The organism is Lacinutrix sp. MedPE-SW, assembly GCF_001874145.1.
Lineage (GTDB): Bacteria > Bacteroidota > Bacteroidia > Flavobacteriales > Flavobacteriaceae > Lacinutrix.
Genome location: NZ_MPCX01000008.1, coordinates 15,885 through 35,120 on the forward strand (window position 1 = coordinate 15,885; position 19,236 = coordinate 35,120).

Genomic DNA, 19,236 nt, shown 5'->3' on the forward strand with positions numbered 1-19,236 from the left:
AATATATTATCGTTAACTTATCGTTAACCGAAGTTGACTTTGTTTAATGAGCAATAGTAAATAAGTTTACGCTTTAAATTATAGTATGTTATAAAATATAGCAGGTTTAAAAAGCTTAAAATAAAAGGTTTAACACGATGAAAAAAAATTACTTAATTCTTGTTTTTACATTATGCTGTTTATATGTAAATGCTCAAAACGTATTAATCAATGATGTTACATTAGGAGGTATTTCTACAAGTACTTTTCAAGAAACACCAATTGATGCAGATGATAATTATTCTTACTCGCAAAGTATTTATTTACAATCTGAAATAAATCAAGCAGGAAACATTTCTAAAATTACTTATTACACAAATGGAGTACTAGAAAACTCAAATGATGTTGTAATATATATGGCAGAAACACCAAATGATGTTTTTGCTTCTTCAAGTGGTTGGATTGCTTCAACTAATTTAACTCAGGTTTATGCTGGAGTTTACACGGTTTATAATAATGAGGTTTCTATAATTTTAGATACACCATTTAATTATTCTAATACCAATAATCTTGTAATTGTTGTAGATGAAAATCAAGATGATAGTGATTCTAACGATTTTATTACTCATAATTTAGGGTATAGTAATGCAAACGGTAGAGTAATACACTACGGAAATAATTTTACAAATCCAGATCCTGCATCACCGCCAACCGGAATTTTAGATTACTACAGACCAAATATAGAAATAGACTTTACACCTATAACTTGTTATCCGCCATCAAATATTGTGCTTTCTAATTTTAGTGAAAACACTGTAGATGTAAACTGGGCGTCTACAGCTACACAGTGGGATTATGTAGTACAAGTTTCTGGAACAGGTAATCCAGATGCTTCAACTCCAGAGAATGTATCTTCAAGTAGTATAACAGTTAATGGTTTAACTAATAATACAGAGTATGAATTGTATTTAAGGTCAAATTGTGATACCGATGGCGTTAGCGATTGGGTTGGACCAATAGTTTTTAGAACCGCTTGTGGCGTTGTAAATGATTTTTCTGAGAATTTTGAGAGTATGCCAGATGAATTAGAAACACCTTATTGCTGGACAACAATTGTAACTTCAACAGGAACAGCGCCTAATATTAAAGTTAACACAAGTGCTTCTCAAGCATATTCTCCAGATAATTACTATGAAATGCAATTAAATAATGACGATTCTGTGTATTTAATTTCTCCAGAAAGTTTAATTATTGCAGATGGTATGCATAGAATAGAGTTTGCTGCTAAAGTAAACTCTGTAACAGGTTCTGAAACAACTATGAACATTGGTTTAATGTCTGATCCTACTGATGAAAATACATATGTGGAGTTATCTTCAATTACTTTATCAAATTCTTCAAGTTATACAAATAATTACTCTTTTCATTATGTAAATATACCTTTAAATGCATCTGCTAATCATTTAGTATTTAAACCAGAAACTAATTCTTCGTCTAATAAAATAGTTTATCTTGATGATGTCGTGGTTACAACGCAACCATCTTGTTTTGAAGTTTTAGATGTTGAAGCTACTAGTATAACCGATGTTTCTTTTAACCTAAATATTACGCCAGACATTCAAACACAAACAGAGTGGGAATTAGTTGTGGTGCAAACTGATTTAAATTTTAATCCTGCATTAGAGACGCCAATAGTAGTTAATGCTCTAACAACAAATATTACAACAGATTCTGATGGTGCAGCAATAATACCAGATAGTCCTTATAGAGTTTTTGTAAGAGCAAATTGTGATGCAGCAGGTAGTGACGGTACTGGTTATAGCAGTTGGTTTGGACCTTATGATACAAGAACAGCTTGTGCGCCTTTGTCGGCAAATTTTTTAGAGAATTTTGATTCGTATTCAAATGGCGATTTTCCATTTTGCTGGAATAAAAATGTAACTTCAACAGGTTCACCAACAGTACAGGTAAGTACTTTTGCATCTTATGCAGTATCGGGCTCTAGTAGTATATTAATGAATACAGGAAACGATGCTAATGCAAATGTTTTATTAATATTACCACAAAATACAATTGCTAATGATGGTGCACATAGGTTAGAGTTTTATGCTAGAAAATCTAATGCTAATACAGCTGCAAGTATTATTGTAGGTAGCATGAGTGATCCTTTAGATGCGACAACCTTTAGCGAAATAACTGAAGTACCAATCACTTCGGGAGGTTCTACAGGAGAGATAATTCAATATTATGTTAATTTACCAGCCAGTCCTAATGAGTATGTGGTATTAAAACATGCAGCAGGCGCGGCAGCAAGTATTGCTTTTTATATTGATGATGTAGAAATTACAGATCAACCAGCATGTCCTGAAGTTTTTAGTGTTTCTGCAGAGAATATTACAGCATCTTCTGTTGAGGTAAGTTGGGATTTTATTCCAGGTCAAACAGCTTGGGAGTATATTGTTCAAGCGGCTGGAACAGGAGAACCAGTTTCTGGAACTTTAACAACTACAAATACATTAAATAATGATTTTAATAGTTTATCGGCTAATACACCTTACGAAATTTATGTAAGAAAAGATTGTGGTTTAGACGGGTTTAGCAATTGGGTTGGGCCTGTAAACTTTACAACTGCATGTGTTCCTGAGTCTGGAGACTTTTCCACTAGTTTTGAAGGTTTTTCTAGTAACGAAGAAATACAACCATGTTGGTCTAGTTTAATAGATCCAGTTTCTACAAGTCCATATGTTAGATATAGCGCTGTTCAATCTCAAGAAGGCACTATGAGTGTTAGGTTTTATAGTGGTAATAATGCATCAGCTGGAATATTTTTAATTTCTCCAATGTTAGCAGATTTTGATAATACTAAGCAAATTACTTTTCAAGTTTACGATGATTATAATGGAGGTTTAGAAGTTGGTACAATGTCCGACCCAACAGATGCTTCAACATTTACAGCATACCAAACCTATTTTGATGCAGATATGACAGATGATGCTTGGGACGAAAAAACAATTACTTTTGATATGTATTCTGGTACAGATAATTATATAGCATTTAAGTATATTCCTGCTTCAACTTTTGATTATTTATATATTGATAGCTTTAATTATGAAAACAATCCTTCACTTGGTATAAATACCTATGATTTTAATGAAAGTATATCTATTTATCCTAATCCAGTAAAAAACACTTTAAATATTAATGGAAATAATATAACGTCTGTAGAAATATATAGTGTAAACGGAAAAAAAGTTTTAACAAAAACCTTAAATGGCAATGCTATAGATGTTTCGGTTTTAAAAAGTGGATTGTATTTTATAAATATAAAAGGAAATCAAGGCGAAGTAAAGGTTGAAAAGTTTATTAAATATTGATTTATTAGCAAATATTTTGATTTTAAAAAGCAGCTAAATTTAGCTGCTTTTTTATTTTTTAGTTATTTTAAATTCTAAACCAACACTGCGTACACTTTTTATGCTAATAGAATTGTCCTCTTTAAGATGTTTTCGTACTCTGGTAATAAATACATCCATACTTCTGCCAGAAAAGAAATTACTATGTCCCCAAACATTTGCAAGAATATCTTCTCTAGGTATTAGTCTATCTTTATTACTATACAAGTAGTAGATAAGTTGTGCTTCTTTTTCGGTTATTTTAAAGCTTTTGTTATTAATACTTAAAGTTAGATTTTCTATGTCAAAAGTATAATTTCCAATTTGTATGGGGTCCTTTTTTTTAGAGTCTAAAGCTATGGTCTTGTGTTGTTTAGTTCGCTTTATTATATTGTTAATACGTAAAATAAGCTCTTCAACTTCAAAAGGTTTTGTTATATAATCATCTGCACCTAGGCTTAAACCTTTTATGCGGTCTTCTTTGGTTTTTCTGGCGGTTAAAAATAAAAAAGGTGTTTCGGCATTTTTTTTGGAGATTTTTTTAGAGAGTTTAAAGCCGTCTAGTTTAGGCATCATAACATCTATAATACAAATGTCGAAAGTGTGCATTTTAAATAAATCTAGAGCTTCGGCTCCATCTTTTGCCCAAAAAACTTCAAATTTATTAAGCTCCAAGTACTGCTTTAGTGTTGTACCAAAGTCAATATCATCATCTGCTAATAAAATGCTCTTTTCTGCCATCTAATGGAATTTTAATATAAAATGTTGAGCCTTCTTTTTCTTTGCTTTCAACATCTATAGTTCCATGATGTGCTTTTATTATTTGGTTACAATAATAAAGCCCTAATCCTAAGCCTTTATAATTGTGTATATTTTTTTCGCTCACACGATAGAACTTACCAAATATAAGTTTTTTATTTTTTTTAGAAATTCCTATACCATTATCTGAAATCGCAATAATATGAGTGTTATTTTCTATAAAGTATTTAACCTTTAATACAGTGCCATCAAACTTTACAGCATTATTTAAAATATTAATAATTGTAGTACTAAAGTAGAATTTGTCTATTAAAATTTCTTTTTCAGTATCATCGATATCTCTAATAAATTGAATGTTTTTAGATATTGTTAAAGAAAAATCATCGCATACTTCATTTATAAAAGCCGAAAGATTAACCTGCTCGAGATTAAGCATTATATCGTTATAACCTAAACTATTATCTACCACTTGGTCTATTAAGTTTTGCAGTCTTTTATTTTGCCTGTTTATAGTGTTTATAGAGTCTTCTGCAATGTCTTTATTATCTTTTGCAAACTTATTAGTTAAGGTTTTTGTGGCAATAGATAATGTGGCTAAAGGTGTTTTTAGTTCGTGAGTAATGTTGTTTATAAAATCTGTTTTAATATCAGATACTCGTTTTAGTTTAAGTAAGTTTCTAATAGAATATGTTGTTAATGTTATTAAGAATATAAGTAACAAAAAAGCGATAAAAAATAGAAGCAATAATTGTTTAAGAATAATTTTATCCCAGTCTACAATTTTCATATAAAGGCTAGCTCTATATTTAATTATAACAGTATCATTTTCTTGATTGCTATTAACAAATTCTTCATTAAAAGACCAGTTCCAATTGTTGATTAGCAAGCCTTCATTTAATGGGAAATTGTTTCCTAATAAAAAAACAGGTTCATTTTTATTTTCAACAATAAGGTTCTCTACGTTTCCTTTTTTATCAATAAGTTGGATTGTAGAAGCTACTTTTTTAAATAAAACTCTATTGTCTAGATTAAAATGTTTAGCACCTTGTTTATAGTATTTTAAAAATTGGTCATTTCTTGCTTTTGCAGCATTTTCTAATTCTAAAAGCAATTGCTGTTTAGTAATGTTTCCGTTTTTATATTCTGGAATTTTTTTTACAAAATCCATTCTATAATACCAAGATAAGGAGTCTACATAGCTTGTTTTAACAATGCGGCCTATTTTTTGTCTAGACTCAACCGCAAAACTTTTTTTTCTTAGGTCGTAAGTATTAAAGGTTAAATAGCCTTGCATGGTTGTTAAGGCTAGTAACGATAATATAGCTCCAGCAATAAGTACTTTTGATTTTATTTGCATAAAGTTAAATTACCACAAAATGAGTTAGACTGTATTTTTTTATTCTTTGTTAACTTATTATTAACCCAAAAAAATATTATCAAAAATATAAAAATCTATCTAACAAATAAGTTTATACCCAAAACCACGAACATTAATTATTTGTATGGTTTCATCTTGCTTTAGTTTTTTTCTAAGTTTGGTAATAAAAACATCCATACTTCTGCCATTAAAAAAGTCGTCGCTTCCCCAAAGTTTATTTAAAATTAATGAACGATCTAAAACTTTATTTCTGTTTTTTGCTAAATGAAATAATAAATGAGCTTCTCTATGGGTTAATTGTTGAGGTTCTTGATCTTTAAATTGAAGTAATTGTTTTGGGAAATTAAAACTATAATTGGCTAAATTAATAATCTCACTTGCTTTTTGTGTTTTTGTACGTTTTAGCAGGTTATTTATGCGTACAATAAGCTCTTCTATGCTAAATGGTTTTTTTAAATAATCGTTTCCTCCAATATGAAAACCTTCAACAACATCTTGAGTTTGAGATTTTGCAGTTAAAAATATAATAGGAATTTCATTATCTGTTTCTCTAATTTCTTTTGCTAAAGTAAAGCCATCTTTTTTAGGCATCATAACATCTAAAACCAATAATTCTGGTTTTTGTAAATTGTATGTTTCTATAGCAATTTCGCCATTTTCACAAAGCAAAACATTAAAGTTTCTAGTTTCTAAACTTTCTTTAATAATTTGTCCAAGTGCAGGTTCGTCTTCTGCTAAAAGTATTGTTGTTTTATTGCTCATTTGGAATAATTATTTTAAATGTTGTGCTGTTGTTAATAATAACATTAACCGTTGCATTATGCTTTTCAATAATTTTTTTTGTGTAGTATAAGCCAATACCAAAACCTTTTACATCATGAGTATTGCCTTTTGGTACGCGGTAAAATTTATCGAATATTTGTGAAGCTTGTTGTTTTGTTAATGTGTTTCCGTTGTCTTTAATTTCTAGTATGGTGTTTTTTATATCTCGGTTTACAAAAACTTCAATAGTATCTCCACCATATTTTATAGCATTGTCAATAATATTATTAATTGCATTTTCAAAATGAAAAACATCAATGTTGGCAATTAATTCTTCCGCAGAAGCATTAAAAACTAAAGTTTTGCTTTTGTCCTGCATTTTATGTTTCTCTACTATGGTTTGAGTTAATGCAACAATATTTACAGGCGCTTTGTTTAAATTTAAATTCTCACTATCTAGTGTTGCGGTTTCAAGCAACTTTTCTACCATTACATTAAGTTTTGATAGTTGTGTGCTAGAAAGGTTTATATAGTTTTTTGTTTTTTCTTTATCATCTATTACATTAAAATCTTTTATACTCTCTAAGGCTACACCAATAGTTGCTATTGGTGTTTTAAATTCGTGAGTTATGTTACTAATTAAGTCGTTTTTAACCTCGGCTAATTCTTTTTGTTTATTAATTATTTTTAGTAAATAAAACAGGCAAGCAATTACAGCAATTACTAACAATGTAGAAATTAAAATGCCGCTTAAAATACGTTTTAAAATAATTTTTGTTTCATTTTTAAAATGAATTTTAAGTATACTATTTTCTGGTAAAAATGAAGATTTAGAAACTGTAGAAATACTATTTTTTTCTTCTAAAAAATTAAATGATTGGCTTTCATTATCTGGTAAATCCAGAGTTAAACCAAAATCTACGTTTAATGCTTTGCGCTGTAATTCTAAATGAAGTAAAGAGTCTATAGTTTGTAAATTAACGCTATCGCTAGAAACAGAAATAATTACTTGTGAAGTTAAAAACTCTAAGTCGTTTAGCCTGTTTAAAACTTTAGGTGTACTATCCTTTTTTATTTTTTGAAGACTATCTTTAAAACGTTGAAATTTTTCTTTTCCTTGAGCATCACTTAAATTAAAATAATTCTCTTGCTTTATGGTTTTTTCTTTTAAAGAATCTGCTTTTTCACCTCTAAAAACCGATATGTTTTTAACATGATCCTTATTAATAGAGTCCAACTGCATAACGCCGTCTTTATCAATATTTATATTCTTTAAAATAGAGCTAAACTTACCATCTGTTTTAAAAAAAGAGTCTTCTTTTTTATCTTTAAAAACTAAACCTAAGGTATTTTGCTTAGTCAAGTTTTCGTAGTACAAGGCAACAGAATTATCTAAACTTACCTGTACATCGTTAATTAATTGTTGTTTGTTAATCTGGTAGTTTTTATAATTCCAATACACTTGTATTGCAATTGTACTTGCAATAACAAAAACAATAAAGTAAAGAATGCCTCGAAGTTTAGTTGTATTCATATTTCAAAAGTAAAGTTATTATGTATACAAAACCAATTGGTTAACACTCGTTAACGTTAGTTAACTATAAAGTTTATTAATACTATAGATATTTGTTGGGAACTTTAAAACCAATACAAAATGAAAACTTTAATTACAACTTACATTATTTTATTTACAGTAATAGTTAGTGCACAAACACAAATAAGTAAATTACAAAATGTTAATTTTACAGAAACTCATGTTTCTAATTTAAAAATTGAATTAAATGTAGATTCTTTAAAAGAGTTAGAAAATGCTTTTAATATTGAAAAGCTTGAAAAAATGCTTGAAGAAACAGCTAATGAAGGTGAAGTAGAATTTAAAATTACTTGTAATAAACCAGCAGTTAAACCTAATGGTGTTAAAAGAAAAATATCTTACAGTGTAAAAAGTGAGAATTTAGAAAAAGAAGAATTTATAAAAATAGTAGAACGCATTTATAATGGTGCAAAAAAGTATTATTTAAACTAATTTAAACTTTATATTAAAATGAAAACTTTAGCAACTATTATAATATTAGCCTTTGTTACAACAGTGTTTTCTCAAGATTTTCAAGGTGTAGCAACCTATAAGTCGCATCGAAAAATGGATCTTAAATTAGAAAATGAAAATGAAAATACCGAACTGCACAAGCAATTACGAGAACAACTTAAAAAGCAATTTCAAAAAGAATTTACTTTAACCTTTTCTAAAGAAGAATCAATTTATAAACAAAACAAAAGTTTAGCAGCGCCATCACCAAAACCATCAAACGGTATATTTATTAGTGTTTCTAGCAATAGCGATATTACATACAAAAACATAAAAGAAAATAGATATACTGTAGATACAGAGGTTTATGGAAAACGCTTTTTAATAAAAGACACTATAAAACCAATACAATGGGAATTGCAGGCAGAAACCAAAAGTATAGGAGAATACATTTGTAATAAAGCCATATTTAAAGACACCTACGAAACTAAAACGCTTACAGATGAAGGCACATTAGAAACCGTTACAAAAGAGCGCATTACAACCGCTTGGTACACAATGCAAATACCCGTAAATAATGGGCCACAACAATTTCAAGGTTTACCAGGATTAATATTAGAAATTAATGACGGAAAACTAACGCTAGTATGCACGAAAATAGTGTTAAATGCAGAAGAAAAAGAAAAAATAGAAGAACCTAAAAAAGGGAAAAAAGTAACTCAAGAAGCCTTTGATGCTATTTTGCAAAAAAAATCTGAAGAAATGATGGAGCAATTTAGAGGCCGTAGAAAAGGAGGCAGAGAAGTAATGATAAGCGTTGGTGGTTAATAAAATTTTAAGAAAGTTTTAACGTATGCTAATTTAACTTTTCTCATGTTTCTAAGTCTAAAAGATGTTAATAACTGTATTTTTATCTAAATAATTAAGAAACAACATAATGAGAGCATTACTACTTAAAATTACATTTACACTTTCTGCACTATTTTTGGCAACAGGATTGTCTGCACAGTCAGATTTCCAAGGTGTAGCAACTTACGAGTCTAAAACAACTATGGATCTAGACCAATGGGGAGGAAGAGAACTTAGTCCAGAGCGTAAAAAAATGATAATGGAAAGAATGAAAAGCATGTTCGAGAAAACGTTCACGCTAACATTCAATAGAGAAGAGTCTACTTATGCCGAAGAACAAAAACTATCTGCGCCAGGTGCTGGTGGCGGAAGATTTAGAGGCTTCATGAGTAGTTTTACAGCAGGTGCTCAATATAAAAATGTAAAAGATGGAGTGCTTTTGCAAGATCAAGAATTTTTTGGTAAACAATTTCTAATAAAAGATGAACTAAATAAATTAGAATGGAAAATGACAGGTGAAACCAAGCAAATTGGTCAATACATGTGCATGAAAGCTGTTGCAATGAAACCTGTAGATGAGATGGATTTCACAAACATGCGTAGAAGAGGAAGACGTGGTGATGATAAAAAAGAAGGTGAAGAAAAAAGTAAAGGAAACAGAAGTGTTGCAGCAAAAACAGATAAAGATGTAAAAGTAGACAAGTCTAATGATGAAGTAACAACAGAAGCAGAAGCGAAAGAAAAGTCTGACACCGTAGACTTAAATACAAATCCTTTAGATTTAATTGAAACACCTAAAGAAGTAGAAGTAGTAGCTTGGTACACCATGCAAATCCCAGTAAACCAAGGTCCTGGAGAATATTGGGGATTACCAGGTTTAATTTTAGAAGTTAGCTCTGGAAAAACAACAATTTTATGCTCTAAAATTGTAATGAATCCACAAGATAAACAAGAGATTAAAAAACCTACTAAAGGTAAAGAAGTTACTAAAGAAGAATACAACGAGATTGTGAAAAACAAAATGGAAGAAATGCGCGAAATGTACGGTGGTAGAAACCGTGGTGGTCGTGGCGGCAGATTTTAATTTTTCATAAAGCTTTAAATAAAAAACCAACCACAAAACATGAAAAACATTTTAACTGTGTTACTATTACTAGTAACAAGCACAACTATTGCCCAAATTAAATTTGAAGGCGTTGTAAAAGATAGTATTGGTGAACCTTTAGAACTAGCTAATGTTGTAGCAATCAATAAAGAAACAAAAATAATGGATGCTTACGGCATTACTAATGAGCAAGGTAAATTTAAGCTTTCTTTAGAAAAAAATACGACCTATAATGTGCAGGTAAGTTATATAGGTTTTAAAACAGCAGAAGTTGTTGTAGAAACTAAAGAAGATGCTGTTTTAAGAGACTTTAGTTTAAGTATAGATAATGCACTTGAAGCTGTAGAACTTACTTACGAAATGCCAGTTACCATAAGCGGCGATACTTTGGTTTATAATGCAGATTCTTTTAAAAGTGGTACAGAGCGAAAGCTGGAAGACGTACTTAAAAAATTACCAGGAGTAGAAATTAATGACGAAGGTCAAATAGAAGTAGAAGGCAAGCAAGTAGGGAAAGTTATGGTAGAAGGAAAAGAGTTTTTTGATGGAGACTCTAAACTAGCAACCAAAAACATTCCTGCAGATGCGGTTGATAAAGTACAGGTACTTAAAAACTACTCAGAAGTTGGGCAACTTGGTGGAGTAACAAATAATCAAGATAATATTGCAATAAATATTAAGCTAAAAGAAGGTAAAAAGAATTTTTGGTTTGGTACAATTACAGGTGGTGTTGGCGTTGCAGATAATAGCGACCTCTATTTGGTACAGCCTAAACTGTTTTATTATAGTCCTAAAAAGAGTATAAACTTTATTGGAGATTTAAATAATATTGGAGAATCTGCCTTTTCAAGACGAGACTATTTTAATTTCTCAGGTGGTTTTCGTGCGCCTAGTACACAAAGTGGTACAAATATAAATCTAGGAGATAACGGTCTTGGTTTTTTACAACTTCAAAATAATAGAGCAAAAGATATTAATAATAAGTTTGGTGCGGCAAACTTTAGTGTGTCTCCAAACAAAGCATTAACAATTGGTGGTTTTGCTATATTTTCTGGAAATAGAACCGAGCTTCAAGAAAACCGTAGTGTAGAATATATAGATGCCGGTTTTGATAGACCAGATGAAAACACAGTAAGTAATACAGAGCAAAAAAGTGATTTAGGTATGTTGAAATTAAATACAACATACAAGCCAAACGCAAATAATCAATTAGATTATAATATTTTAGGAAGAACCTCTAAAGAAACACAATATCAAAACGTGTTTTCTTCAGTTATAGGTAATATAGACCAAGTAGAAGAAACAAAGCCTTATAGTATAAAACAATCTTTAAACTACTACTATACTTTAAACGAGAATAATATTTTTGCTTTCGAAGGGCAACACCTTATTCAAGACGAAGATCCATTTTACAATGCCGTTTTAGAAGATAAAACAAATTATATGGGTACAGCATCTGCTTTAGGCTTAGACGATGCTCAGGTAAACTACGATATAGCACAACAAAAACGTGTAAAATCTAACCAATTAGATGCCAAAGTAGATTACTGGAATGTACTTAATGCTAAAAGCAATATTAATTTAACATTAGGTACTATTTACAGCAGGCAAGATTTTGATAGTAATATTTTTCAAAACTTAGATAATGGTAGTACTTTTAATCCTACACCAATTGTAAATAATGGAGAAGATACAAATGATACTGCATATACATTTAACGATGTATATCTAGGTTTACATTATAGGTTTATTACAGGTATATTTACATTTACACCAGGAGTTTCAGCACACGCATATAGTTCTAAAAACAGCCAATTTAATACAGAAGTAAAAGAAGACTTTTTTAGGTTATTACCAGATTTTACTATGCGTATGCAACTTAAAAAGAGCGAAAACATTATATTAAATTATAAAATGCAAACGCAGTTTACAGATGTTACAAATCTTGCACGAGGTTTAGTAATTAACAACTATAATTCTATTTACTCGGGTAATCCAGAATTAGAAAATGCGACATCTCATAACTTAAATTTAGGCTATTTTAGTTTTAATATGTTTAATTATACTAATGTAACAGCTAACATTAATTATACAAAAAATATAGATGGTATTAGAAATACAACTAACTTTGCAAACCAAAGTGTTGTAGATATTAGCTCATCGTTTAATTCACCATTTGCAGACGAGAGTGTAAATGTTTTTGGCAGGTTTCAAAGACGATTTGGTAAGCTAAGCACAGCGCTTCGCGGAAGCTTTAATTATTCGAAATTTAATCAGGTTTTTAATGGTGTAGCAAATGTTAACGAAAGTTACATTCAGTCTTACAACGTAGAATTAAGATCCAATTATAGAAAAGCACCAAACTTTACTGTAAGTTATGCATATTCTATAAACGATCAACCAGCAACCAATTCTAAGTTTTTTACCCATGCACCTTCAGTAGATTTTGATGCCTTAATAGGAAAAAGCTTTACTTTTAGAACAGATTATAGTTATAATGATTATCGTGATACAGAAAAATCAATCAACTCTTATCAGTTCTGGAATGCATCATTAGCCTATAGAAAAAATGAAGATAGTAAATTTGAATACGAAGTAAAAGCAACAAACTTACTGGATACAAGATCACAAAATAATACTAACGTCGGAAATTTTTCAGTAAGCGCAACAGAGTATTTTATACAACCTAGGTTTGTAACCTTTAGGGTAATATATAGTCTATAAAACCATCAAAATAATATTATGAAATTTAAATTTTTAGCAATTGCATCACTCGTTTTAATTACAATTTCTTGTAAAGAAAACACAAAAGAAACTAAAGCTGAAATAGAAGAAACAATTGAAGAGCAAATAGTAGAAATTAAAGAAGTAAATCCTTTTACAGCTTCTATAGAACTAGCTCATAATAAAGAAGCGTTTAATAATACTCAAGCTATAAGTTATGATTTTAGCGTGAGTTTTGGAGGCAATAATAGGTTGACTGCAAAAATTACACAGCTTACAGATTTTTCTAAAATTAGAATAGACAAAAAAACGTGGACTAGTATTATTTACGATGGTAACGAAGTGTTTGTAAATTCTAGAAACGACGATTATAAAGGAGCACGTTTTGATATATTTACATGGCCTTACTTTATAAGTTTACCATATAAATTAAACGATAATGGTACACAATGGAGTAATGAAAAGAAAAATAAATGGGGAGACGCACAATTTGATAGTGCTAAATTAAGTTTTGATTCTGGAATAGGTGATACGCCAGACGATTGGTATGTAGTGTATAAAAATCCAGAAACAAATGTTTTAGAAGGTGCAGCATATATTGTGAGCTTTGGTAAAGATTTAGAAAAGGCAGAAAGTGATCCTCACGCTATTAAATATTCAGATTTTGTAGAGGTTAACGGAGTGCCTTTTGCAACGAAATGGACATTTCATAATTGGAATGAAAAAGACGGTTACACAGACCAAATTGGAGAAGCAACAATTGAAAATATTAAGTTTTTAACTGTTAAAGATAGTATATTTAAAAAGTCTTCAATTTCTCAGGTAATTGAAAATCCAAATAAATAAACTTAAAAGCGACCAAATGGTCGCTTTTTTTATGTTTTATTATAAAAAAAAGATAATAAAAAAAGTCTATACTTTCGTATAGACTTTTTTGTTTTAGTGGGGAGAGCAGGATTCGAACCTGCGAAGACATAGTCAGCAGATTTACAGTCTGCCCTCGTTGGCCGCTTGAGTATCTCCCCAAAAAGCGTTTGCAAATATAATATTGTTTCTCATACTCACAAACGATTTTTAAAGTATTTTTATGTTAAATCAAATTCTGCTTTAACTTTATCTACGTAATCTAATTTCTCCCAGGTAAATAGCTCAACATCTAGTGTGATATCATTTCCATTAGGTCTAGAAAAAGTTTTAGTTACAGTTTCATTTTTTCTACCCATATGCCCATAAGCAGCAGTTTCACTATACATTGGGTTGCGTAATTTTAAGCGAGATTCTATTGCTGCAGGACGCATGTCAAAAACTTTAGAAATCTTTTCGGCAATTTCTCCATCAGTCATATTAAAAGGGCAAGTACCGTAAGTATCTACAAAAATTCCCATAGGTTCTACAACACCAATAGCGTAAGATACTTGTACTAAAATTTCTTCACAAACACCAGCGGCTACTAAGTTTTTTGCAATATGTCTTGTGGCATAAGCAGCACTTCTATCAACTTTACTTGGGTCTTTACCAGAAAAAGCACCACCACCATGAGCACCTTTACCACCATAGGTATCTACAATAATTTTTCTACCTGTTAAACCTGTGTCACCATGTGGTCCACCAATAACAAATTTTCCAGTAGGATTAATGTGATATTTTATATCATCATTAAATAAAGCTTGTAAATGCTCTGGAAGTTTAGCTATAACTCTTGGAATTAAAATTTCAACAATATCTTTTCTAATTTTTTCAAGCATTACAGTATCACTAGAGTCAAAATCATCATGTTGTGTAGATACTACAATTGCATCAATACGTTGTGGTACATTATCATCACTATATTCAATAGTTACTTGACTTTTAGAATCTGGTCGTAAATAAGTAATGTCATTATTTTCACGACGTAATTCTGCTAATTCAATTAATATTTTGTGAGATAAATCTAATGCTAAAGGCATATAGTTTTCTGTTTCGCGAGTAGCATAACCAAACATCATGCCTTGATCTCCAGCACCTTGTTCTTCTTTACTATCACGGTCAACACCACGATTAATATCGTCACTTTGCTCATGTATTGCACTAAACACGCCACAAGAATTCCCATCAAACATATATTCGCTTTTAGTATAGCCAATTTTGTTTATAGTCTCTCTTACAATTTTTTGTACATCTAAATATGTGTTAGATTTTACTTCACCTGCTAGTACTACTTGACCAGTGGTTACAAGCGTTTCGCAAGCAACTTTAGAGTCGGTATCGAATGCTAAAAAATTATCAATTAATGCATCACTTATTTGGTCTGCAACTTTATCTGGGTGTCCTTCAGACACACTTTCTGATGTAAATAAATACGCCATAGTTTATTTTAAAATGTTTAATGGATTTGACGAGAGCGTCGAAGGAAGTTTACACTGCCTTTAGCATTTTTTATTGAGGTTGCAATCAGTCAAATCCGTCCTCTAAATAATTTGTGCAAAAATATAAAAATTATATGGATAGAGTATTTTTTTTGTTTTTTTTAAGATAAACTTAGGTTTTGACTTAGTTAGCTACACTTTTTTAATAAATTGATAATTAATAGTATCTGCTTTTAAAACAAAATATTAAGCATTAATATTAGCCATTTTTAGATAATTAAAAATAATTACATTTGTGGCATGTTATCTAAAAAAACAAAATACGGAATTAAAGCTTTGGTATATTTAGCCAAGCAAGAAGTACGTGTGCCAGTTCAAATTGCTACAATTTCTAAAGCCGAAAATATCTCGCAAAAATTTTTAGAAAGCATTTTACTTACTTTAAAGAAAAAAGGAATTTTAGGTTCTAAAAAAGGAAAGTTAGGTGGTTACTACTTAGTTAAAGAACCAGAAACTGTTGCTATGTCAGAAGTTATGCGTGTACTTGAAGGACCAATTGCAATGGTGCCTTGTGTTAGTCTTAACTTTTATGAGCCTTGTGATGATTGCCCAGATGAAACAGTTTGTGCCGTGCATAACCTTATGGAAGAAGTGCGAGATAGCTCTCTTAAAATTTTTAATAACAAAACTTTAGCAGATTTTATTTAATAATCACTTGTATTTACTAATATCAAATAATACATTTGCATATTAGTCTACTATTCCGATAGGGATTAAGTAGTAATTAAACTTTTATTATGATAATAGATCTTTTTTACAAAGCCGAAAAGCAAAAACAAACTTCTAGTAAGAATGGCGAAAAAGTAAGTAGGAGTTTAATAAAAACCATTAGTTGGAGACTTATTGGAACTTTAGATACAATAGTGATTTCTTATCTAATAACAGGAACTTTAGAAATGGCATTTAGTATTGGTATGGTAGAATTATTTACCAAAATGATATTGTACTTCTTTCATGAACGCGCTTGGAGTAAAATTAAATGGGGAAAGTAAAAATGAATATAGAAGAAATAAATAATAGTTTAAAAAATAAAAGTCCCGAAGCTATTGTAAAATGGGCATTAGGTATCGCTAAAAAACCTGTTGTAACAACAAATTTTAGACCTTACGAAGCAGCAATTTTACATTTAGTTTCTAGTCAAAACAAAAATATTAATGTAATATGGTGTGATACAGGATATAATACGCCAAATACATATAGACATGCCCAAGAATTAATAAAAACTTTAAATTTAAATATAGATTTATATGTGCCTAAACAATCTACTGCACATCGCGATGTTGTTTTAGGCATACCAGATGTAAACCATCCAGATCACAAAATCTTTACAGAGCAAGTAAAACTTGAGCCTTTTAAACGCGCTTTTAAAGAGCAAAAACCAGATGTTTGGTTTACTAATTTACGTAAAGGGCAAACTGCTTTTAGAGATAGTATAGACGTAGTTTCAAAAGATAAAAATGGTGTGATTAAAGTTAGCCCATTTTATCATTTTTCAGATGAGCAGTTAGATGTTTATTTATCAAAATATAATTTACCAAACGAACATAAATACTTTGATCCTACTAAAGTATTAGGAAACAGAGAATGTGGGCTTCATTCGTAATTAATTTAAAATAAAAACAATGACAATTAATCCCTTAGAAAGCGAATCAATATACATATTTAGAGAAGTAGCAGCTCAGTTTGAAAAACCTGTGTTACTTTTTTCAGGTGGTAAAGACTCTATTACTTTAGTAAGGTTAGCACAAAAAGCCTTTTATCCTGCAAAAATTCCTTTCCCATTATTGCATATTGATACGGGACATAATTTTCCAGAAACAATAGAGTTTAGAGATCGTTTGGCAAAAGAACTTGGGCTAGAACTTATTGTTAGACATGTTCAAGATGCTATAGATCAAGGTAAGGTAAAAGAAGAAGAAGGCCGTTATGCTAGTAGAAATAGCTTGCAAACAACCACACTTTTAGATGCTATTGAAGAATTTAAGTTTGATGCTTGCATTGGTGGCGCTAGACGAGATGAGGAAAAGGCAAGAGCTAAAGAACGTATATTTTCTGTTCGTGATGACTTTGGGCAATGGGATGAAAAAAACCAACGTCCAGAATTATTCGATATGCTTAACGGTGAAATAGAATTAGGGCAAAATGTACGTGTTTTTCCTATTTCTAATTGGACAGAATTAGATGTTTGGTCTTATATAGAAAGAGAAAACATAGAAATCCCTTCAATTTATTTTGCACATACTAGAGCCACATTTTTAAGAGATGGATTAATCTGGTCTGCAGACGATGAGGTCGTATTTAGAGAAGAAGATGAAATTGTAGAAAACCGTATGGTAAGATTTAGAACCGTTGGTGATATGTCTTGTACAGCAGCTGTTCTATCTCAAGCTTCAACAATAAGTAAAGTTGTAGAAGAAATTAGAAATTCAACAATATCTGAGCGTGGTGCGAGAATTGACGATAAGCGAAGTGAGGCCGCAATGGAAAAACGAAAGCAAGTAGGTTACTTTTAAAACCGAAAAACCTTTAGATTAATTTAATTATCGAATTTCAAAAAAAAAGCTAAAATATTAGCTAATAGTCATAAAAAATGGACGTATTAAAAATAGCAACAGCAGGAAGTGTAGATGATGGTAAAAGTACTTTAATTGGAAGATTATTATACGATACAAAATCTTTAACTACAGATAAATTAGAAGCAATTGAAACCAAAAGTAAAGCTTTAGGTTACGATTATTTAGACTTTTCTTTAGCAACAGATGGTTTAGTTGCAGAAAGAGAACAAGGCATCACTATAGATGTTGCACATATTTATTTTTCTACACAAAAACGAAGCTATATAATTGCAGATACTCCAGGTCATGTTGAGTATACACGAAACATGGTTACTGGTGCATCAACCTCTCAAGCTTCTATAATTTTAATTGATGCAAGAAAAGGAGTTATAGAGCAAACTAACAGACATTTTTTTATAAATAATTTATTGCGTATTAAAGATGTTGTTGTGGCAATAAATAAAATGGATTTGGTAGATTTTTCTGAAGACGTTTACAATAACATAAAAGCAGAATTTCAAGAATTAATGGCTAAACGCGATTATCAAGATCAAAAAATTACTTTTATTCCTGTTTCAGCTTTAAAAGGAGATAATGTTGTTGAAAAATCTAAAAATATGAGTTGGTATACAGGTGAAACCGTACTAAACCATTTAGAGAATTTAGATCAATCTGCAATTTATAACTCAGGAACACCTCGATTTCCTGTACAATATGTAATTAGGCCAAAAACCGATGAATTTCATGATTTTAGAGGTTATGCAGGAAAAGTTTATGGTGGAGAATTTAATGTAGGTGATGAGGTCGTAATTTTACCATCTCAAACCACATCAAAAATTAAAGACATTTTATTTTACGATAAAAAACTACAAACAGCCCAAAGACGAACATCTGTTACCATTACACTTGAAGATGACGTTAACATTTCTCGTGGTGATATGATTGTAAAAGCAAACGATTTGCCTACCATAGATAAAGCATTTACAGCTACAGTTTCTTGGATGGATACTAACCAATTAAAACCTGGAAATAAATATATTTTACAGCATGGAGTTAATAAGGTTTTAGCAAAAGTAGCTGCAATAGACCATAAAATTAATCCAGATTATTCAGGTAATGATAATAGCACAGAAGTTTTAGGTATAAATGATATTGCACAAGTTTCTTTTAAAACTAATAAGCCAATATTTTTTGATGCTTTTAAAGCGCATAGAACAAATGGGTCTTTTATTTTAATAGACACCTATTCAAAAAATACGGTTGGTGCAGGATTTATTCAATAAATAATATAACATTTTAATA

Annotated in this window: 16 protein-coding genes and 1 tRNA gene; 11 read left to right on the forward strand and 6 right to left on the reverse strand. The window is 30.3% G+C overall.

The window, feature by feature from the left end; translation table 11 throughout:
* Positions 1 to 137: 137 nt before the first annotated feature.
* Positions 138 to 3,353, forward strand: coding sequence for a choice-of-anchor J domain-containing protein (locus BM549_RS08760; RefSeq protein WP_290469928.1), 3,216 nt, complete (start codon positions 138 to 140; stop codon positions 3,351 to 3,353).
* A gap of 51 nt (positions 3,354 to 3,404) precedes the next feature.
* On the opposite strand, the gene BM549_RS08765 is transcribed toward BM549_RS08760, so the two are convergent.
* The 4 genes from BM549_RS08765 to BM549_RS08780 form a co-directional block, all read right to left on the reverse strand.
* Positions 3,405 to 4,112 carry a response regulator transcription factor gene (locus BM549_RS08765; RefSeq protein WP_290469929.1) on the reverse strand — a complete coding sequence of 236 codons (708 nt, stop codon included), beginning with the start codon at positions 4,110 to 4,112 and terminating at the stop codon, positions 3,405 to 3,407.
* The gene (locus tag BM549_RS08770) at positions 4,081 to 5,487 is read right to left on the reverse strand and encodes a HAMP domain-containing sensor histidine kinase (RefSeq protein ID WP_290469930.1); all 1,407 of its coding nucleotides are present in this window, start codon (positions 5,485 to 5,487) and stop codon (positions 4,081 to 4,083) included. Before BM549_RS08770 ends, BM549_RS08765 begins: the two co-directional genes overlap by 32 nt.
* 99 nt (positions 5,488 to 5,586) lie before the next feature.
* On the reverse strand, positions 5,587 to 6,270 hold the full coding sequence (locus BM549_RS08775; protein WP_290469931.1) for a response regulator transcription factor: 684 nt from the start codon (positions 6,268 to 6,270) through the stop codon (positions 5,587 to 5,589).
* Entirely contained in the window at positions 6,260 to 7,804 is a 1,545-nt protein-coding gene (locus tag BM549_RS08780; protein WP_290469932.1) for an ATP-binding protein, read from the reverse strand. The genes BM549_RS08775 and BM549_RS08780 overlap by 11 nt, the downstream gene beginning before the upstream one ends.
* Before the next feature lie 120 nt (positions 7,805 to 7,924).
* On the opposite strand from BM549_RS08780, the gene BM549_RS08785 reads away from it, so the two are divergent.
* From BM549_RS08785 to BM549_RS08805, 5 genes are all read left to right on the forward strand, one after another.
* The gene (locus tag BM549_RS08785) at positions 7,925 to 8,296 is read left to right on the forward strand and encodes a hypothetical protein (RefSeq protein ID WP_290469933.1); all 372 of its coding nucleotides are present in this window, start codon (positions 7,925 to 7,927) and stop codon (positions 8,294 to 8,296) included.
* 18 nt (positions 8,297 to 8,314) lie between these two features.
* Positions 8,315 to 9,124, forward strand: coding sequence for a GLPGLI family protein (locus BM549_RS08790; RefSeq protein WP_290469934.1), 810 nt, complete (start codon positions 8,315 to 8,317; stop codon positions 9,122 to 9,124).
* A gap of 109 nt (positions 9,125 to 9,233) precedes the next feature.
* Positions 9,234 to 10,229, forward strand: a complete 996-nt coding sequence (locus tag BM549_RS08795) for a GLPGLI family protein (protein WP_290469935.1) — start codon at positions 9,234 to 9,236, stop codon at positions 10,227 to 10,229.
* 39 nt (positions 10,230 to 10,268) lie between these two features.
* A complete protein-coding gene (locus BM549_RS08800; protein ID WP_290469936.1) occupies positions 10,269 to 12,974 on the forward strand; it encodes a TonB-dependent receptor in 2,706 nt (901 codons plus the stop codon).
* A gap of 18 nt (positions 12,975 to 12,992) precedes the next feature.
* Complete coding sequence (locus tag BM549_RS08805) at positions 12,993 to 13,820, forward strand: heat-shock protein Hsp90 (RefSeq protein ID WP_290469937.1); 828 nt, start codon at positions 12,993 to 12,995, stop codon at positions 13,818 to 13,820.
* Between the two features lie 97 nt (positions 13,821 to 13,917).
* Here BM549_RS08805 and BM549_RS08810 read toward each other — a convergent pair.
* Together BM549_RS08810 and metK are read right to left on the reverse strand one after the other, a co-directional pair.
* Positions 13,918 to 13,999, reverse strand: a tRNA-Tyr gene (locus BM549_RS08810).
* 60 nt (positions 14,000 to 14,059) lie between these two features.
* Entirely contained in the window at positions 14,060 to 15,319 is a 1,260-nt protein-coding gene (metK, locus tag BM549_RS08815; RefSeq protein WP_290469938.1) for a methionine adenosyltransferase, read from the reverse strand.
* Positions 15,320 to 15,619: 300 nt separating this feature from the next.
* Between metK and BM549_RS08820 the strand changes: the two genes are divergently transcribed.
* From BM549_RS08820 to BM549_RS08840, 5 genes are all read left to right on the forward strand, one after another.
* Positions 15,620 to 16,027, forward strand: a complete 408-nt coding sequence (locus tag BM549_RS08820; protein WP_290469939.1) for an Rrf2 family transcriptional regulator — start codon at positions 15,620 to 15,622, stop codon at positions 16,025 to 16,027.
* Between the two features lie 89 nt (positions 16,028 to 16,116).
* Positions 16,117 to 16,371, forward strand: a complete 255-nt coding sequence (locus BM549_RS08825) for a DUF2061 domain-containing protein (RefSeq protein ID WP_290469940.1) — start codon at positions 16,117 to 16,119, stop codon at positions 16,369 to 16,371.
* Positions 16,359 to 16,982 carry a phosphoadenosine phosphosulfate reductase family protein gene (locus BM549_RS08830; RefSeq protein ID WP_290469941.1) on the forward strand — a complete coding sequence of 208 codons (624 nt, stop codon included), beginning with the start codon at positions 16,359 to 16,361 and terminating at the stop codon, positions 16,980 to 16,982. Before BM549_RS08825 ends, BM549_RS08830 begins: the two co-directional genes overlap by 13 nt.
* A gap of 19 nt (positions 16,983 to 17,001) precedes the next feature.
* Positions 17,002 to 17,892 carry a sulfate adenylyltransferase subunit CysD gene (cysD, locus tag BM549_RS08835; protein WP_290469942.1) on the forward strand — a complete coding sequence of 297 codons (891 nt, stop codon included), beginning with the start codon at positions 17,002 to 17,004 and terminating at the stop codon, positions 17,890 to 17,892.
* Positions 17,893 to 17,969: 77 nt separating this feature from the next.
* Positions 17,970 to 19,217 carry a GTP-binding protein gene (locus tag BM549_RS08840; RefSeq protein ID WP_290469943.1) on the forward strand — a complete coding sequence of 416 codons (1,248 nt, stop codon included), beginning with the start codon at positions 17,970 to 17,972 and terminating at the stop codon, positions 19,215 to 19,217.
* The last annotated feature ends 19 nt before the right edge of the window (positions 19,218 to 19,236 follow it).

Bases quoted from the DNA above. Each gene is read 5' to 3' on its own strand.
- BM549_RS08760 (WP_290469928.1), top strand. From the start codon at position 138: ATGAAAAAAAATTACTTAATTCTTGTTTTTACATTATGCTGTTTATAT.
- BM549_RS08765 (WP_290469929.1), bottom strand. From the start codon at position 4,112: ATGGCAGAAAAGAGCATTTTATTAGCAGATGATGATATTGACTTTGGT.
- BM549_RS08770 (WP_290469930.1), bottom strand. From the start codon at position 5,487: ATGCAAATAAAATCAAAAGTACTTATTGCTGGAGCTATATTATCGTTA.
- BM549_RS08775 (WP_290469931.1), bottom strand. From the start codon at position 6,270: ATGAGCAATAAAACAACAATACTTTTAGCAGAAGACGAACCTGCACTT.
- BM549_RS08780 (WP_290469932.1), bottom strand. From the start codon at position 7,804: ATGAATACAACTAAACTTCGAGGCATTCTTTACTTTATTGTTTTTGTT.
- BM549_RS08785 (WP_290469933.1), top strand. From the start codon at position 7,925: ATGAAAACTTTAATTACAACTTACATTATTTTATTTACAGTAATAGTT.
- BM549_RS08790 (WP_290469934.1), top strand. From the start codon at position 8,315: ATGAAAACTTTAGCAACTATTATAATATTAGCCTTTGTTACAACAGTG.
- BM549_RS08795 (WP_290469935.1), top strand. From the start codon at position 9,234: ATGAGAGCATTACTACTTAAAATTACATTTACACTTTCTGCACTATTT.
- BM549_RS08800 (WP_290469936.1), top strand. From the start codon at position 10,269: ATGAAAAACATTTTAACTGTGTTACTATTACTAGTAACAAGCACAACT.
- BM549_RS08805 (WP_290469937.1), top strand. From the start codon at position 12,993: ATGAAATTTAAATTTTTAGCAATTGCATCACTCGTTTTAATTACAATT.
- metK (WP_290469938.1), bottom strand. From the start codon at position 15,319: ATGGCGTATTTATTTACATCAGAAAGTGTGTCTGAAGGACACCCAGAT.
- BM549_RS08820 (WP_290469939.1), top strand. From the start codon at position 15,620: ATGTTATCTAAAAAAACAAAATACGGAATTAAAGCTTTGGTATATTTA.
- BM549_RS08825 (WP_290469940.1), top strand. From the start codon at position 16,117: ATGATAATAGATCTTTTTTACAAAGCCGAAAAGCAAAAACAAACTTCT.
- BM549_RS08830 (WP_290469941.1), top strand. From the start codon at position 16,359: ATGGGGAAAGTAAAAATGAATATAGAAGAAATAAATAATAGTTTAAAA.
- cysD (WP_290469942.1), top strand. From the start codon at position 17,002: ATGACAATTAATCCCTTAGAAAGCGAATCAATATACATATTTAGAGAA.
- BM549_RS08840 (WP_290469943.1), top strand. From the start codon at position 17,970: ATGGACGTATTAAAAATAGCAACAGCAGGAAGTGTAGATGATGGTAAA.